General features: G+C 75.5%; 11 protein-coding genes. 9 read left to right on the forward strand and 2 right to left on the reverse strand.

Annotation, left to right across the window (positions count from 1 at the left end):
* Nucleotides 1-82: 82 nt before the first annotated feature.
* Nucleotides 83-1,183, reverse strand: coding sequence for a citrate synthase 2 (locus AC067J_RS21585; protein ID WP_478301509.1), 1,101 nt, complete (start codon nucleotides 1,181-1,183; stop codon nucleotides 83-85).
* Nucleotides 1,184-1,600: 417 nt separating this feature from the next.
* Between AC067J_RS21585 and pdxH the strand changes: the two genes are divergently transcribed.
* The 9 genes from pdxH (at nucleotide 1,601) to AC067J_RS21630 (ending at nucleotide 14,654) form a co-directional block, all read left to right on the forward strand.
* Complete coding sequence (gene pdxH / locus AC067J_RS21590; RefSeq protein WP_478301804.1) at nucleotides 1,601-2,233, forward strand: pyridoxamine 5'-phosphate oxidase; 633 nt, start codon at nucleotides 1,601-1,603, stop codon at nucleotides 2,231-2,233.
* 152 nt (nucleotides 2,234-2,385) lie between these two features.
* Entirely contained in the window at nucleotides 2,386-2,571 is a 186-nt protein-coding gene (gene fxsA, locus AC067J_RS21595) for an FxSxx-COOH cyclophane-containing RiPP peptide (protein WP_478301511.1), read from the forward strand.
* 218 nt (nucleotides 2,572-2,789) lie between these two features.
* The gene (locus AC067J_RS21600) at nucleotides 2,790-4,190 is read left to right on the forward strand and encodes a TIR-like protein FxsC (protein ID WP_478301513.1); all 1,401 of its coding nucleotides are present in this window, start codon (nucleotides 2,790-2,792) and stop codon (nucleotides 4,188-4,190) included.
* Nucleotides 4,180-8,190, forward strand: coding sequence for an FxSxx-COOH system tetratricopeptide repeat protein (gene fxsT / locus AC067J_RS21605; protein WP_478301515.1), 4,011 nt, complete (start codon nucleotides 4,180-4,182; stop codon nucleotides 8,188-8,190). Before AC067J_RS21600 ends, fxsT begins: the two co-directional genes overlap by 11 nt.
* A gap of 54 nt (nucleotides 8,191-8,244) precedes the next feature.
* A complete protein-coding gene (locus AC067J_RS21610; protein ID WP_478301516.1) occupies nucleotides 8,245-9,438 on the forward strand; it encodes an FxsB family cyclophane-forming radical SAM/SPASM peptide maturase in 1,194 nt (397 codons plus the stop codon).
* An 11-nt stretch (nucleotides 9,439-9,449) separates the two neighbouring features.
* Nucleotides 9,450-10,640, forward strand: a complete 1,191-nt coding sequence (locus tag AC067J_RS21615; RefSeq protein ID WP_478301518.1) for an aKG-HExxH-type peptide beta-hydroxylase — start codon at nucleotides 9,450-9,452, stop codon at nucleotides 10,638-10,640.
* Nucleotides 10,641-10,902: 262 nt separating this feature from the next.
* The gene (locus AC067J_RS21620; RefSeq protein ID WP_478301520.1) at nucleotides 10,903-11,088 is read left to right on the forward strand and encodes a hypothetical protein; all 186 of its coding nucleotides are present in this window, start codon (nucleotides 10,903-10,905) and stop codon (nucleotides 11,086-11,088) included.
* A gap of 63 nt (nucleotides 11,089-11,151) precedes the next feature.
* Complete coding sequence (locus tag AC067J_RS21625; protein ID WP_478301522.1) at nucleotides 11,152-13,599, forward strand: FxsB family cyclophane-forming radical SAM/SPASM peptide maturase; 2,448 nt, start codon at nucleotides 11,152-11,154, stop codon at nucleotides 13,597-13,599.
* A 332-nt stretch (nucleotides 13,600-13,931) separates the two neighbouring features.
* Nucleotides 13,932-14,654, forward strand: a complete 723-nt coding sequence (locus AC067J_RS21630) for an AAC(3) family N-acetyltransferase (protein ID WP_478301524.1) — start codon at nucleotides 13,932-13,934, stop codon at nucleotides 14,652-14,654.
* 50 nt (nucleotides 14,655-14,704) lie between these two features.
* Here AC067J_RS21630 and aspS read toward each other — a convergent pair whose 3' ends face one another.
* A complete protein-coding gene (gene aspS, locus AC067J_RS21635) occupies nucleotides 14,705-15,982 on the reverse strand; it encodes an aspartate--tRNA(Asn) ligase (protein WP_478301526.1) in 1,278 nt (425 codons plus the stop codon).
* Between the last annotated feature and the right edge of the window lie 297 nt (nucleotides 15,983-16,279).

Below are 16,279 nucleotides of genomic sequence, written 5' to 3' on the forward strand. Positions count from 1 at the left end.
GCCCAGGACACGCGGTGCGCCCGGGGCGGGTGGTGCGGGCGGAGCGAGCGGGCGACCGGTGCACGCGGTGCACCGGCTGCACTCAGTGCGCGATGGCGTCGTAGCCCTCGATGTCGCGCGGGCTGCGCGGACCGGGGCCGATGTAGCGCGCGGCGGGGCGCACGAGCCGGCCCGTGCGCTTCTGCTCCAGGATGTGCGCCGACCAGCCGGCCGTCCGGGCACAGGTGAACATCGAGGTGAACATGTGCGCGGGGACCTCGGCGAAGTCCAGCATGATGGCGGCCCAGAACTCGACGTTGGTGGCGAGCACGCGGTCCGGACGGCGGTTGTGCAGTTCCTCCAGCGCGGCCTTCTCCAGCGCCTCGGCGACCTCGAAGCGCGGCGCGTCGAGCTCCTTGGCGGTGCGGCGCAGCACGCGGGCGCGCGGGTCCTCGGCGCGGTAGACGCGGTGGCCGAAGCCCATCAGGCGCTCGCCCTTGTCCAGCGCGTTCTTGACCCAGGCGGTGGCGTCGCCGGTGCGCTCGATCTCCTCGATCATGCCGAGCACCCGGGACGGCGCGCCGCCGTGCAGCGGGCCCGACATCGCGCCGACCGCGCCGGAGAGGGCGGCCGCGACGTCGGCGCCGGTGGAGGCGATGACGCGCGCGGTGAAGGTGGAGGCGTTCATGCCGTGCTCGGCGGCGGACGTCCAGTAGGCGTCGATCGCCTTGACGTGCTTCGGGTCGGGCTCGCCCCGCCAGCGGATCATGAACCGCTCGACGACCGTCTCGGCCTTGTCGATCTCGCTCTGCGGGACCATCGGCAGGCCCTGGCCGCGGGCGGACTGCGCCACGTACGAGAGGGCCATGACGGCGGCGCGCGCGAGGTCGTCGCGGGCCTGCTCGGCGTCGATGTCCAGCAGCGGCTTGAGGCCCCAGACCGGGGCGAGCATGGCGAGGGCGGACTGCACGTCGACCCGGATGTCGCCGGAGTGGACCGGGATCGGGAAGGGCTCGGCGGCCGGCAGGCCGGGGTTGAACTTGCCGTCGACCAGCAGGCCCCAGACGTGGCCGAAGGAGACGTGGCCGACCAGGTCGTCGATGTCGACGCCCCGGTACCGCAGGGCGCCGCCTTCACGGTCGGGTTCGGCGATCTCGCTCTCGAAAGCGACGACACCTTCGAGCCCGGGTACGAAGTCGGACATGGCACGGCTCCTTCAGTTCTGCGATCGGCGGGCCGCCGTGGTGGGGAGGCACGCCAGTGACCGAATGGTGGTTGGCACTCGGTGCCAGGGTGACAGGCACGGGGTGCATTGCGCCATACACCACCATGGTGATGTTTCCCGTGGGCCCGCTTGACTTTTCGCCCGAGGGCCGGTCGTGCCCGGCGGATCTCCGGAACCAAGCCCCAGGTTCCGGACAAATCACCGTACGACGGGCGGCCAAGCGGTGGCGAGTCACCTTATCTCCCACCGGGGTTTGTCCGGAGGTAGCGGTGCCGGTTGCTTGTCGTACGGGATGATGTTGACGTGCAGACCCCGGACCGCGCCCAGTCGACGCCCCTGACCCCCGTCACCCGGATCCTGGCCGACGAGGCCCGCCCCGGACCGGACCTCACCGTGATGCGCAAGCACTACGCGCACGAGGGACTGGTCGAGGAGCGGCTCGCCGCCGAGCCGGTCGCCCAGTTCACCCGGTGGTTCCACGACGCGGACGAGGCAGGGGTGGTGGAGCCCAACGCGATGGTGCTCTCCACCGCCGACGCCGAGGGGCGGCCCAGCTCGCGGACGGTCCTGCTCAAGGGGTTCGACACCCGCGGCTTCGTCTTCTTCACCAACTACGGCTCGCGCAAGGGCACCGAGCTGGCCGCCAACCCGCATGCGGCGCTGCTCTTCCCGTGGGTCGCGCTGGCCCGCCAGGTGATCGTCCAGGGCCGGGTGGAGAAGGTCGGCCGGGACGAGACCGCCGCCTACTTCCGGACCCGCCCGCACGGCTCGCAGCTCGGCGCCTGGGCCAGCGAGCAGTCCAGCCCGGTCGCCTCGCGCGAGGTGCTGGAGCAGCGCTACGAGGAGCTGGAGCGGCGCTACCCGGAGGGTGAAGGGGTGCCGGTGCCGCCGTTCTGGGGCGGGTACCGGGTGGTGCCGGAGAGCGTCGAGTTCTGGCAGGGCCGGGAGAACCGGCTGCACGACCGGCTGCGCTACCTGGCCGACCCGGCCGCGCCGACCGGCTGGCGGGTGGAGCGGCTCTGCCCGTGAACGGCCTGGCGCGGCGCCCCGTGAACGACCTGGCGCGGCGCCGTCGGCGGAACTGATGGGGCGTCAAGATCAGGTGTAGGATGCGCGTCGCGGGCCGGGGCCCCGGCCCCGGCCGCCGGCCCCTGTGGCCGAGACGATCGAGTGAGGGACTGATGGGCGTCACCGGCGCGGAAACCGCCTCTGGGCTCGGCTCTGACCTGGTCGACGTCACCGCCCTCCCGCTCGGCGAGCTCGACGCGCTGCCCGACACCGTCCTCGGTGAACTCCTGCGCCGGGTCGTCGCGGACGCCGTCGCCCCCGGGGCGGAACCGTTCGCGGCCTTCCAGTCCGCGCTGTAGCACCGCGCGCCGCAACCCCGCGCGCCGCAACCCCGCCCGCAGGGCCCCGCCCGCGCCGGCCGCACCCGCACCGGCGGCTCTGCACCGCGGCCCTCCCGCTGCGCTAGCCTCCCCACATGCGGCCGGGTTCGCCAACTCCCCGGCGCGACCGGTGGAGTTCGGGACAGGCTGGGTATGACAGCTGCGCAGGCGAGGCGCAGTCAGGCCCGGGGGGTGCAATGCGGCCGTACTTCTTCTTCAGCTACGCGCGTCGCGACTACGAGGCGGAGGACGCCTTCGTCGACCAGTTCTTCAACGACCTGAGGGACGAACTCGGCCGGATCGAGCCCGCCGCCGGCGCCGACGAGATCGCCTACCGCGACACCGAGCGGCTGCGCCTCGGCGACAACTGGGAGCAGCAGCTGGCCGGCATGCTGGCCAGCTCCCGGACCATGGTGGCGCTCTACTCCCCGGCCTACTTCGCCAGCCTCTACTGCGGCAAGGAGTGGACGGCCTTCCGCGGCCGGGTCCGCCGGCACGAGGAACTGGAGGGCGACGTCGTCCCGGCGCTCATCCCGGTGCTCTGGGAGTCCCTGCCGGACGCGCTGCCCGACGAGGTCCTGAAGATCCAGTACGTCCAGCAGGGCATGGGCGAGACCTACGTCCGCTCCGGTCTTCGCGACCTGCTGCGCACCGACCCGCTCGGCGCCGAGTACCGGCAGGTCGTGCGGGTGGTCGCCGAGCGGGTCCGGGACGCCGCCGGCCGCCGGCTCACCGAGCTGCCCGACTTCGACCTCGGCGCCGTCCGCGGCTACTTCCCGGTGGCGGCCCCGGTGCGGTCCGCCCCCACCGCCGGGATGGTCCGGCTCTTCGTCGCGGCCGGCCGGGCCTCCGACCCGCCGCCCGCCCGGGACGCCGGCCGGGCGCCCGGCGACGGACCCGGCGACGGACCCGGCGACGCGGCCGCCGACCGGGCCGGACCGGTCCGCCGGGGCGGCTGGTACGGCGCCAAGCCCTGGCACTGGGCCCCGTACCACCCGCCGACCCACCCGTCCCTGGTGGTCCGCGCCCAGCAGGTGATCACCGCGGCCGGGCACACCACCACCCTGGAGGAGGTCGCCCCGGGCCTCGGCGACCGGCTCGACCAGGCCCGCGAGGACAACCAGGTGAGCGTGCTGCTGGTGGACCCGTGGGTGGCCGCCGGCGACGGCTACCGGACGGCGCTGCGCGAGTACGACGAGCAGAACCACCCGGTCACCGGGGTGATGGTCCCGGCCGGCAGCGGCGACCCGGCCGCGGGGCCGGAGCGCGACGCGCTCTGGGCCGGCGTGCGCGGCGTGTTCCGCCGGAGCTGGCTGCGCCGGAGCGATCCGGAGCAGTTGTTCCGCGTCGCGGTGCCCCGGGAGAGCTTCGACAACCAGCTCACCATCATGGTGACGGTTGCTCAGAACAAGCTCATGGACGACAACTTCGATTGGGGGGACGATGGCGACGGTGCCGTCTTCGGCCTCGGCCCGGGCGGTGTGGAGGCCGGTCCGGCGATGCCCGGGCTCGCCGTTCCGGCGCGGCCACCGGGCCCGCGCCGCAGCCCGGACGGCGCGGCAGTGCCGCTGAAGGGGGAGCAGGACGATGTTCGCTGAGCCCGGCCCGGAGCCGGAGCGGACCGGACCGGGAACGGTCGTCACCTTCTACTCCTTCAAGGGCGGCACCGGCAGAACCATGGCCCTGGCCAACGTCGGCTGGATCCTCGCCAGCCGCGGCCTGCGCGTCCTCGTGGTGGACTGGGACCTGGAGGCGCCCGGCCTGCACCGCTACTACCACCCGCTGCTGGTCGACCCGGAACTGCACGCCACCGACGGCCTGATCGACCTGCTGCGCGCCTACGTCAAGCAGGCCCTGCCCTCCGCCGCCGGCCCGGCCGGACTCGCCCCCGCCGCCTGGCTGGACGAACCCGGCCGGCTCGACGCCTACGTCTGCGGCCTCGCGCTCGACCTGTCGGACGGCGGCCGCCTCGACTTCCTGCCCGCCGGGCGGCAGAACGCCGCCTACCCCGCCGCCGTGACCAGCTTCAACTGGCGCAGCTTCTACCACGGGCGGGACATCCGGGGCGGCGAGTTCCTGCGCGAGCTGCGCGAACGCTGGGCCCGGGCCTACGACTACGTGCTGATCGACAGCCGCACCGGGGTCAGCGACACCTCCGGCATCTGCACCGTGCTGATGCCGGACACCGTCGTCGACTGCTTCACCTTCAGCGCCCAGAACATCCGCGGCGGCGTCGACGCCGCCCGCACCATCGCCGACGCCGAGGAACGGGCGATCCGCGTCCTGCCCGTCCCGATGCGGGTCGAGGACGCCGAACAGGAGCGGCTCGAAGCCGGCCGGGACTACGCCCGCGAGGCCTTCGCCCCCTACCTGGGCCGCTGGCTCCCGGCCGACCGCAGGGCCGGCTACTGGAGCGACATCGAAGTCCCCTACAAGCCGTTCTACGCGTACGAGGAGGTGCCCGCCACCGTCGCGGACCGGCCGCAGGAGGCGCGCAGCCTGCTCAACGCCTTCGAGCGGCTGGCCGGCTGGATCACCGACGGCCGGGTCCGCACCCTGCGCCCGCTCACCGGCGAGGCCCGCCGCCGGCTGTACGGCGCCTACCTGCGCTCCACCCGCACCACGCCCCGCCAGGTGTACGTCAGCTACGCCCCCGAGGACCGGATGTGGGCCGAGTGGGCCGCGGCCACCCTCACCGGCTTCGGCTACCAGACCTCGCTGCACAACGCGGCGGAGTCGCACTCCGGGGCGCCGCCGGAGGCCGTCGGGCCGCTGGAGGGCCAGGGCCGGATGCTCGCCCTGCTCTCGCCCGAGTACACCGCGCTGGCCCGCGCCGCCGAGGCCTGGCAACTGCTCGGCGGGCGCGACCCGGTCAGCGGCTCGCCGCTGCTGGTCGCGCTGCGCCTCCAGGGCTCGGACGAGCCGGTGCCCCGCCCGTTCGTCGGCCCGGCGGTGCCCGACCTGGTCCGCTCCTCCGCCCTGCTCGCGGAGTCCCAGCTCTACAACGAACTCGGGCCGCCGCCCGGCTCCAGCCGCCAACCGGACACCGACAGCGGCGAGTTCGCCGCGCCCGCGCGCTTCCCCGGTGCGGCGCCGCAGATCCAGGAGGTGCCCTCGCGCAACGCCTCCTTCACCGGCCGCGGCCGACTCCTCGAACTGCTCCGCAACCGCTTCACCGCCGGGTCCGCCGCCGTCCTCAGCCAGGTCCTGTACGGCTTCGGCGGCGCGGGCAAGTCGCAGATCGCGGCCGAGTACGCGCACCGCTTCAAAGCCGCCTACGACGTCGTCTGGTGGGTGCCCGCCGAGGAGCCCGCCAACATCCCGCAGAAGCTCGCCGAACTGGCCCCCCGGCTCGGGGTGGAGAGCAGCGACGACGTCGCGCACACCGCCGCCGCCGTGCTCGACGCGCTGCGCCGCGGCCAGCCCTACCGCCGCTGGCTGCTGGTCTACGACAACGCCGGGACCCCCGACGAGCTCGCGCCCTGGCTCCCGGCCGGCTCCTCCGGCGGCCACGTGCTGATCACCTCCCGCAACCAGGGCTGGTCCAAGCACGCCGGGCTGGCGGAGGTCGACGTGTTCCTCCGGGAGGAGAGCATCCGGCTGCTGCGTCGCTTCAACACCGGCCTCGCGCCCGCCGACGCCGACCAGGTCGCCGACCGGCTCGGCGACCTCCCGCTCGCCATCGGGCAGGCCGCCGTCTGGCTGCAGGAGACCTCGATGCCGTTCTCCACGTACCTCGAACTGCTCGACGACGCCCTCACCGAGATGCTGGAGCGCACCCGGCTGCGCCCCGCCGAGTACCCGCACTCCGCCGCCGCGACCTGGCGGATCTCGGTGGAGGAACTGCGCGGCGTCAACGCCCCGGCCGCCCAGATCCTGGAGATCTGCGCCTTCTTCGGCCCGGACGCCATCCCGATGCGGCTGCTCTACAGCCGGCCGGTGACCCACGCCCTGCGGCTGCCGCCCCGGGCGCCCCGCGACAAGCTGGCGATCGGCGAGTTCCTGCGCGCCATCAACCGCTTCGGCCTGGCCCGCACCGACCAGGGCAGCGGAACCATCACCGTGCACCGGCTGGTCCAGGCGGTGCTCCGCGACCAGGTGGACGGGAACGAGCGGGCCGAGATCCGCGCCGTCGTGCACGCCGCGCTCGCCGCCGCCAACCCCGGCGAGCCGGACGTCCCCGCCAACTGGCCGCAGTACGCCGCCCTGCTGCCCCACCTCTGGCCGTCCGGCGCGACCGGCAGCGCCGACGAGGACGTCCGGCAGTGGATCATCGACTCGGTGCGCTACCAGTGGAAGCGCAGCCTGCACGAGTCCGGCCGCGACCTGGCCGAGCGCACCCTGGAGCACTGGCACCGGCCCGGCTTCGGCGGCCCGGGCTTCGACGCCGACAACGACGCGCAGACCCTGATGCTGCGCACCCAGCTCAGCAACATCCGGCGCTCCCAGGGCGCCCTGCACGAGGCGTACGCGATGGACGAGGACATCCTGGAACGGTTCACCGCCACCCTCGGCCCGGAGCACTCGCACACCCTCGCCGTCGCCAACAGCCTCGGCGCCGACCTGCGCTCGCTCGGCCGCTACCAGGAGGCCCGGGAGCTGGACCGCCGCACCCTGGACGCGGCCCGGCGCACGCTCGGACCGGACCACCCGCGCACCCTGATGATCACCAACAACCTGGCCGTCTCCGACTACCTCGCCGGGGACCGCCGGGCCGCCCTGGAACGCCACCGCACCAACTACCTGCAGCAGCGCGACGCGCTCGGCGCGCACAGCCTCTACGCGCTCTCCTCGGCCTCCAACTACGCCCGCGACCTGCGCGAGACCGGTCGGCTGCGGGAGGCACTGGACCTGCTGGAGGAGACCGTCCGGATCTACCAGCAGACCATCGGCGACGGCCACACCGACACCCTGCGCGCCCGCAAGAACCTCGCCGTCGCGCTGCGCCGGGCCGGCCGCTACAACGAGGCACTGGAGATCGACGAGGACATCTACCAGCGCTACCTCGACATCAACGGACCCGAGCACCCCGACACCCTGGCCGCCGCGACCAACCTGGCCAGTGACCTCAACGCGCTCGGCGACACCGACCGGGCCATCCAGCTCGCCGAACGGGCCCTCGCCCGCTACCGGGACTACCTCGGCGAGGACCACCCGGTCACCCTGGCCGGCGCCAACAACCTCTCCGTCTACCTCCGGCTCGCCGGGCGCGGCACGGAGGCCCGCGAGCTCTCCGGGCGGACGCTGGAGCAGTTCCGGGCCGTCCTCGGCGACGACCACCTCTACATCCCGATCGCGATGATGAACCACGCCAACGACCTGGTCCGGACGGGGGAGCCCGCGGCCGCCCGCGCGCTGGAGGAGCAGGCCCAGCCGCTCATGGTCGAGACCCTCGGCCCCGACCACTACGACGCCATCGGCATCGGCTCCAACCTCGCGCTCTCGCTCGCCGCCGCGGGCGAACGGGAGCGCGCGGCCCAGCTGCGCGCCGACTGCGTCCGGCGGGCGCGGCGCACCCTGGGGGAGGAGCACCCGACGACGGTGGCGGTCATGGCGGGCATGCGGCTGGACTCGGACATCGAACCGCCGTCCGTGTGACGCCCCGTCCGGTCCCCTTCGGGGCGCCGCCGGGGCGGCGCTAGGCTCGGCGCCATGGTGCCGTTCCGGCAGTATCTGCTGAAGATCCACAGTCGGTGCAACCTGGCCTGCGACTACTGCTACATGTACGAGGCGGCGGACCAGAGTTGGCGTGACCGGCCGCGGCGGATGGCAGTCGGGACGGCCCGCCGGACGGCCCGGCGGATCGCCGAGCACGCGGACCGCTGCGGGCTCGACGAGGTCGGGGTGATCCTGCACGGCGGCGAGCCCCTGCTGGTCGGCGCCGGCCATCTGGACGAGCTGCTGGGGGAGTTGGCGTCCAGCGCGCCGCGGGTCCGGTTCAGCCTGCAGACCAACGGGCTGCGGCTGCTCACCGAGCCCGCGCTGTGGGAGGTGCTGCACCGGTACCGGGTCGGCGTGGGGGTGTCGCTGGACGGCACGGCCGCCGACCACGACCGGCACCGTAGGTTCCGCTCCGGCGCGGGCAGTTGGGCGCGGACGGCCGAGGCGGTCCGGCTGCTGGGCTCCGCGGAGCACCGGGAGCTGTTCGCCGGGCTGCTCTGCGTGGTGGACCTCGCCGCCGACCCGGTCGCCACCTACGAGGCGCTGCTGGAGTTCGCGCCGCCCCGGATCGACCTGCTGCTGCCGCACGGCACCTGGGAGGCCCAGCCGCCCGGACTGCGGCGGGCGGTCCCCTCCGCCCCGCCCCCGGCGGCCGGGGGCGGGGCCGGTGAGCCGGCGCCGTACGCGCGGTGGCTGACCGCCGCCTTCGACCGCTGGTACGACGCACCGCGCCGGGAGACCGGCGTACGGCTCTTCGAGGAACTGGCCGTGCTGCTGCTCGGCGGGCGGGCGGCCAGCGAGGCCGTCGGCCTCGCCCCGGTGGACCTCGTGGTGGTCGAGGCGGACGGCGCGATCGAGCAGGCGGACAGCCTCAAGGCGGCGTACGACGGCGCGCCCGGGACGGGGCTGGACGTCTGGCGCCACGACTTCGCGGACGCCGCCGCCCACCCGGCCTTCCGGGCCCGCCAGCGCGGCCTGGCCGGGCTCGGCCCGGTCTGCGCCGCCTGCCCGCTGGCGCCGGTCTGCGGTGGCGGCCTCTACGCCCACCGCTACGGGGACGGGCACTTCGGGCGGCCCTCGGTGTACTGCGCGGACCTGGCCCGGTTGATCCGCCACATCGCGGGGCGGCTGCGGGAGGACGTGGCGCGGCTGGGCGGCGCGCCGGTGGCGGGAGCGGCGGGTTGAGGAGGCGGGCGATGGGTGCGGGCACGGGAGTGGGCGCGGGCATGGGCACGGGCGCGGGGCCGGTGTCGGGTGCGGGGTCGGTGACGGGTGCCGGAGCGGGCGCCGGCGGGACCGCGGCGGGTGGGCCGGCGCCCGGGGTGCCGACCGCCCGGGCGGCGGCCGGGCTGCCCCGGCACGGGGTGGACGGGGCGACCTTCCGGGCGCTCGCCGCCGCGCGCGGCGGGACGGCGGCCGTCCGGCTGCTGCGGGCCGGGCAGCTGAGCAAGCGGACGCTGCTGCTGCTCGCCCTGCGGAGGGCGCTGCCGGCGGCCGACGGCGGCTTCGCGGCGGCCTACGAGGAACTCGGGGCGCTCCGGGAGGACGATCGCGAGCGCTGGGAACAGGTGCTGCTGGCACCGGAGTTGGATGCGTGGGCGGCCGACTGCCTGCGTGCCCTGGCGGGCGGGGACGCCGCGGCCGCCGGAGCCGGTGCGGCCGGTGGGGCGGGTGCCCCGCTCGGTGTGCTGGGTGAGTTCGTCCGGGGCGGTCCGGCCGGCGTGGCCGTCCCGCTGGAGTGCGACGGGCTGCGCTGGACGCCGCTGCTCGACCACGCCGGTCCGCGCCGCGCCGGTTACGGGCGACCCGTGGCCGGACCGCTCGGGGCCGCCGAACTCGACTGCTGGCGAGAGGCGTTGGCCGGTGCCTGGGAGGTCCTGGTGCGCCGCCACCGCCCGCACGCGGAGGCGGTGGCGGCCTGTGTGGCCGTCCTCGTGCCGCTGCGGCCGGCCCCGGACGGCTCGGCGGTGAGCGCCGCCGCCCGGCGGGCCTACGGCGCGGTGGCGGCCTCCCTCCCGGCCGAGCCGGTGCTGCTGGCGCTGGCCCTGGTGCACGAGTTCCTGCACGTCCAACTCGGCGCGCTGCTGGACCTGGTGCCGCTCCACCACCCCAACGGCGCAGCCGTCCACCACGCGCCCTGGCGGCCCGACCCGCGCCCGGTGGGCGCCCTGCTCCAGGGCGCCTACGCGCACTTGGGCGTCACCGACTTCTGGCGGGCCGAGCTCGCGGCCGGAGCGCCGGGCCGGGAGCGGGCCGGGCGCGAGCACGTCCGCTGGCGGGTGCACACCGGGGCGGCCCTGGCCACCCTGGCGGGGAGCGGTGAACTCACGGCCGCCGGGGACGCGTTCGTGGCGGAGATGGCGCGGGTGGTACGCGCGTTCGAGTGAGCGGGCCGCCCCGGGGCCGAGCTGCGGTCCCGCCGGGGCCGGAACCGGTCCGTCGGGCGGCGCGGGAGGCCCCGGGGCGTAGGAATCGGCGGATGCGCGACCGCTGGACGAGTGAATTTCCGGGGTGGAGGGGCCCGGTACCAGGGGCGACGCCGATTCGCGCGATGCGGGGTACCGCGCCGGGCCTTTCCAGCCACTACATTTGTCGAGCGAGTGGGGTACCCACTGTCGGCAGGTTCTAACCGCGCCAGAAGGAACGAATATGACACCGGTAACCAGCACCAGGCCAGGCATTGAACTGACTGACACTCAGGACGCGGTGGAGCGCCTCTCGCTCGCCGATCTGTCCGCGCTCGGCGCGGAGGAACTCGCCGCCCGACTGCAGCGCGCCCTGCCCGGGGCGGACTCCGGACTGGTGCCGGTCGCCGCCTTCAATTCCTCGATCTGACAGACCCGACCCCTCTCCGGGCCGGTTGCCCTCCGAGCGAATCCGATCGAATCCGATGCCGCGATGACGCGAATGCCGCTGCCACTGACGCAATTCGTCGTCAAGGTGCACAGCCGCTGCGACCTGGCCTGCGACCACTGCTATGTCTACGAGCACGCGGACACCAGCTGGCGCGGGCGCCCCAGGGCCGTCGGCGACCTGGTCCTGGCCAAGGCCGCCGAACGCGTCGGCGAGCACGCGGCCGCGCATCGGCTGCCGTCCGTCCGGGTCGTCCTGCACGGGGGAGAGCCCCTGCTGGCCGGCCCGGAACGGATCCGCCGGGCCGCCGAGGAGTTCCGGGCCGCCCTCCCGCCCGGCTGCACCCTCGACCTGCGGATCCACACCAACGGCGTGCTGCTCGACACCGCGTTCTGCGACCTCTTCGCCGAACTGGGCATCAAGGTCGGCGTCTCGCTGGACGGCGACCGCGCCGCCAACGACCGCCACCGCCGCTACGCCGACGGCCGCTCCAGCCACCCGCAGGTGCTCCGCGCGGTGGCACTGCTTCGCCGGCCCGAGTACCGGCACCTCTACGCGGGCCTGCTCTGCACCGTCGACGTCGAGAACGACCCGGTCGCCGTGTACCGCGCGCTCGCCGAACTCGACCCCCCGGCCGTCGACTTCCTCCTCCCGCACGCCACCTGGGAGCAGCCGCCGAAACGTCCCGCCGGGCAGGGCCCGCACCCGTACGCGGACTGGCTGCTCACCGTCTACGACCTCTGGGAGGCGGACGGCCGCCCGTTCGCCGTCCGCACCTTCGACTCCGTCCACCGCACCCGGCACGGGCTGTCCAGCCTCACCGAGTCGCTCGGCCTGGAGCCGTCCGACCTGGTGGTGCTGGAGACGGACGGCAGCTTCGAGCAGGCCGACAGCCTGAAGACCGCGTACGACGGGGCCCCCGCCACCGGCCTGGACGTCTTCACCCACAGCCTCGACGAGGTCGCCCTCCACCCCGGCGTGGCCGCCCGGCAGGCCGGCCTGGCCGGGCTCAGCGCCACCTGCCGCGCCTGCCCGGTGGTCCGCTCCTGCGGGGGCGGGCTGTACGCGCACCGGTACGGGGACGGCGGCTTCGACCACCCGTCCGTCTACTGCGGGGACCTCATGACCCTGATCAACGGCATCGCCGACCGCTCCGGCGGGCCGGCCGCACCGGCTGCCGCCTCCGCCGGTTCCACCGGGGCGTCGGCCGGCGCCTCCGCCGCGGTCGTTCCGGCCCAGGGCGGGCCGGCCGGGCTCACCGGCGCACAGCTCGACGAACTGGCCCGGGGCCACGGCGGCGCCGACACCGTCCGGGCCCTGAACCGCACCCAACTCGCCCTCGCCCGCGCCATGCTGGCCGCCGTCCGGGCCACCTCCGGGCTGGCCCGCTCGGCCGCCTGGGAGCTGCTCGCCGAGCTCGACGCGGCCGACCCCGCCGCCGTGGACGCGGTGCTCGCGCACCCGTACGCCCGCGCCTGGGCCGCCCGGCGGCTGGGCGGCGACCCGGCGGCGGGCCTCGGGCCGCTGGCCGGGCTGGCAGCCGTCGCGGCGGTCCGGGCCGGACGCGGCGACGCCGTCGCCGTCCCGCTCCGCGACGGCGTGCTGCACCTGCCCGCACTCGGCCGGCTCGACCTCGGCCCCGGCGTCCGCGAGGCGGTGGTCACCGGGGCGAGGGAGGGGTTCACCGTCCGCGCCGACGACGGTTCGACCGTCCGCCCCGGCGACGGGGACCCGCGCTGGCAGCCGGTCCGGCGGGTCGCCCTGGCCGGCGGCTGGACGCTCGCCGTGGAGGACGTCGACCCGCAGCGGGACAGCCACCAGTGGCCGGTGGCCGGCCGGCTCGCCGAACCCGAACTCGGTGCCTGGAGCCGGGCGCTGCGGGAGGCGACCGAGCTGCTGGACCGCGACCTCCCGGAGTACGCCCACGGGCTGCGGGCCGGCCTGAGCACCGTCACCCCCCTGCGCCCCGGCCCGCCCGGCCGGGACGTCAGCGCCGCCGCCCGGCAGGCCTACGGCGCGGTCGGGATCGCCCGCCCGGCGACCGCGCCCACCCTCGCGCTGCTGCTCGCGCACGAGTTCCAGCACGTCAAGCTGGGCGCGGTGCTCGACCAGGCGGACCTCTACGACCCGGCCGACACGGCGCTGTACGACGCGCCCTGGCGGCCCGACCCGCGCCCGCTGGAGGGTCTGCTCCAGGGCACCTACGCCCACCTCGCGGTGACGGCGTACTGGGGGACGAGGGTGCGGGCCCACGACGGCCTGCCCGGCGAGGCGGCCGGCCACGCCCGCGCCCAGTTCGCGCTCTGGCGCCGTTACACCGCCGAGGCGGTGGAGCGGCTGGCCGGCTCCGGCTCGCTGACCGCCCTCGGCCTGCGGTTCGCCGAGGGGATGGGGGAGAGCGTCGGCCCCTGGCTGGCCGTCCCGCTGCCGAGGTCCGCCGAGGACGCCGCCGAGCGGGCGCGCCGGGACCGCCTCCCGGCGGCGGCCGGCTGACTTCCGGCCGGCGGTTCCTCCGGTGCCGGTGCCGGAGGAACGGCCGGGCGCCGGGCGCACGCCGGTGTCCGGCCGCCGGGCGCCGACGCCCCGTTCTCAGCCGCGCCCCCGCCCTCTACCCTGGCCGCGGATCCCCCCGTCCGTGGCCGTCACCCCCGGGACACGCCATCACCACCGAGACCTTCTCCCCCGCCGCACCCGCCGCCCCCGCCCGGGCGGCCGCGCCGCCCGCGTACGCCGCCACCGGCCGCGCGGCTCCGCCGGCCGCCCCGCCGCAGACCAGGGAACGGCTCGCCGGCCGTTTCGCCGCCCTCGGCGTCCGGCCGGGCGACGTGCTGTTCGTCCAGGCCTCCCTGCGGGCCCTCGGCCCGGTCGCCGGCGGCGCCGCGACCGTCGCCGACGCCCTGCTGGACGCGCTCGGCGGACCCTCGCGCGGCACCCTGGTCGCCTACACCGCCACCCCCGAGAACTCCGCCACCTCCCGCCTCCACCTGGCCGCCGTGGCCGGCCTCACCGAGGCGGAGGCCGCCGCCCACCGGGCCCGGATGCCGCGCTTCGACCCGGCCGGCACGCCCTGCTCGCCGACCATGGGCGCGCTGTCCGAGGAGGTCCGCACCCGTCGGGGCGCCCGCCGCAGCACCCACCCGCAGACCTCCTTCGCCGCGCTGGGCGCCCGGGCCGAGGAGGTCGTCGGCCGTCACGAGCTCACCTCCCACCTCGGACCGGGCTCCCCGCTCGGCCGGCTGTACGAGCTGGACGCCCGGGTGCTGATGATCGGCGTCCCGATGTCCCGCTTCACCGCCTTCCACCTGGCGGACCTGCGGATGCCCGACGTCCGGCTGCGCGAGTACCGGTGCGCGGCCCCCGACGGCTGGGTGACCTTCACCGCCCCGGACCTGGACGACCTGCACTTCGCCGAGCTCGGTGCCGAAGTCGTCTCCCGCGCCCGGACGGTGGCGGACCGGCGGATCGGCGGCGCCGACTGCCGGCTCGTCCCCGTCCGCGAGGCCGTCGACCTCGCGACCGACGTGCTCCGGGAGTGGCGCGGCCGGTAGACCGCGCGGGTGTCCGCCGGGGGTCCCCCGGTGGACACCCGCGCGCCGGGTCAGGGCGACAGGCGGTGCAGGTCGCGCGGGAACAGCGTGCTGTAGCGGATGTTGTCGGACCCGGTCAGCCGCGCGGTCCACCGTTCGAGGCCGAGGGCGAAGCCGCCGTGCGGCGGCATGCCGTGCGCGAACGCGCTGAGGTAGCCCGCGTACGGCTCCGGCGACTCGCCCCGGGCCGCGAGGGCGGCGAGGTAGTCCTCGTGCCGGTGCAGCCGCTGGCCGCCGGTGACCAGTTCCAGCCCCCGGAACAGCAGGTCGAAGCTGTTGGAGTACTCGGGCCGGCCCGGCTCCGGGTGGGTGTAGAACGGGCGCTTGCGCATCGGGTAGCCGACCACGAACAGGAACTCGCTGCCGTGCTCGCTCAGCGCCCACTCGCCGAGCGCGCGCTCGTGGGCCGGGGCGAGGTCCGGCTCGTCGGCGCCCAGCATCCGCATGGCCTCGGCGAAGTGGATCTGCGGGATCTCCGCCGGCACCTCCGGGAGGTCCGGCTCCAGCAGCCGGACCGCCCCGGCGGCGCGTTCGGCCACCGCGGAGACCATCCCGGCGACGGCCTCGCGGACCACGGCCATCACCTCGCGGTGGTCGGTGATGAAGCCCAACTCGGCGTCCAGGCTGGTGTACTGGGCCAGGTGGCGGGCGGTGTCGTGCGGCTCGGCCCGGAAGACCGGGCCCGTCTCGTAGACCCGTTCGAAGACCCCGACCATGGTCTGCTTGAAGAACTGCGGGGACTGCGCGAGGTAGGCCCGCCCGCCGAACCAGTCCAGGGCGAAGACGTTCGCCCCGGACTCGGTGGCCGAGGAGACCACCTTCGGCGTCCGGATCTCGGTGAAGCCGAGGCCGTCCAGGGCCGAGCGGAAGCCGGCCACCGAGGCGGCCGAGATCCGGTGGACGGCGCTCAGCCGCGGGTGCCGCAGGGCCACCGGCGCGTGGTCCAGGACGACGGGCAGCGCGGCCGGCACCGTCGGCCGGAACAGGCTGAACGGCGGGGGCTCGGCGAGGCCGGACAGCACCTCGACCTCCGGCTCGGTGAGCTCGACGCCGTCGGGCGCCTGGGGGTTGGCCGTGACCTTCCCCCGGACCCGCAGGACGGTCTCCTCGGGGAAGTCGGCGCCGCTCCCGGCGGCCACGACCTGGGCGAGGCCGGAGCGGTCCCGGAGGATCAGGAAGGTGACGGACTTGAGTCCGCGGCGGCGGTGCAGCCAGCCGCTGACTTCGACGGATTCGCCTACGTGGTTCGGTAGTTCCGCAGCCAGGACGCGGGTCGTCGGGTGGATCATCGCAGCCCTCCGGGGGCGTTGCCGTGATCCCTTGGGAGTGCGGGCGAGAAGGGGCGACTCGCGGTGCCACCGCACTTTCGCCGGCGCCCCGGAAGGGCGCCGGCCTCGTTCGGGCCCGGTGACGGGGGCCGGCCGGCGGGGCATTGCCTCCCCGCACTCAGGAGTGTCTTCCCCCCGGGGCGCGAGGCCGCCTTCCCAGCTGTCGGCGGCTCTCTCTGCTCACGGTGACCCGGGGGTACTCGTCTCCCTCGACGCGTTCCGTCGAGCGTAGGCGCGGACCGGGGCGGGGGCAACGCG

The sequence above is a fragment of the Kitasatospora sp. NPDC042419 genome (genome assembly GCF_056437345.1).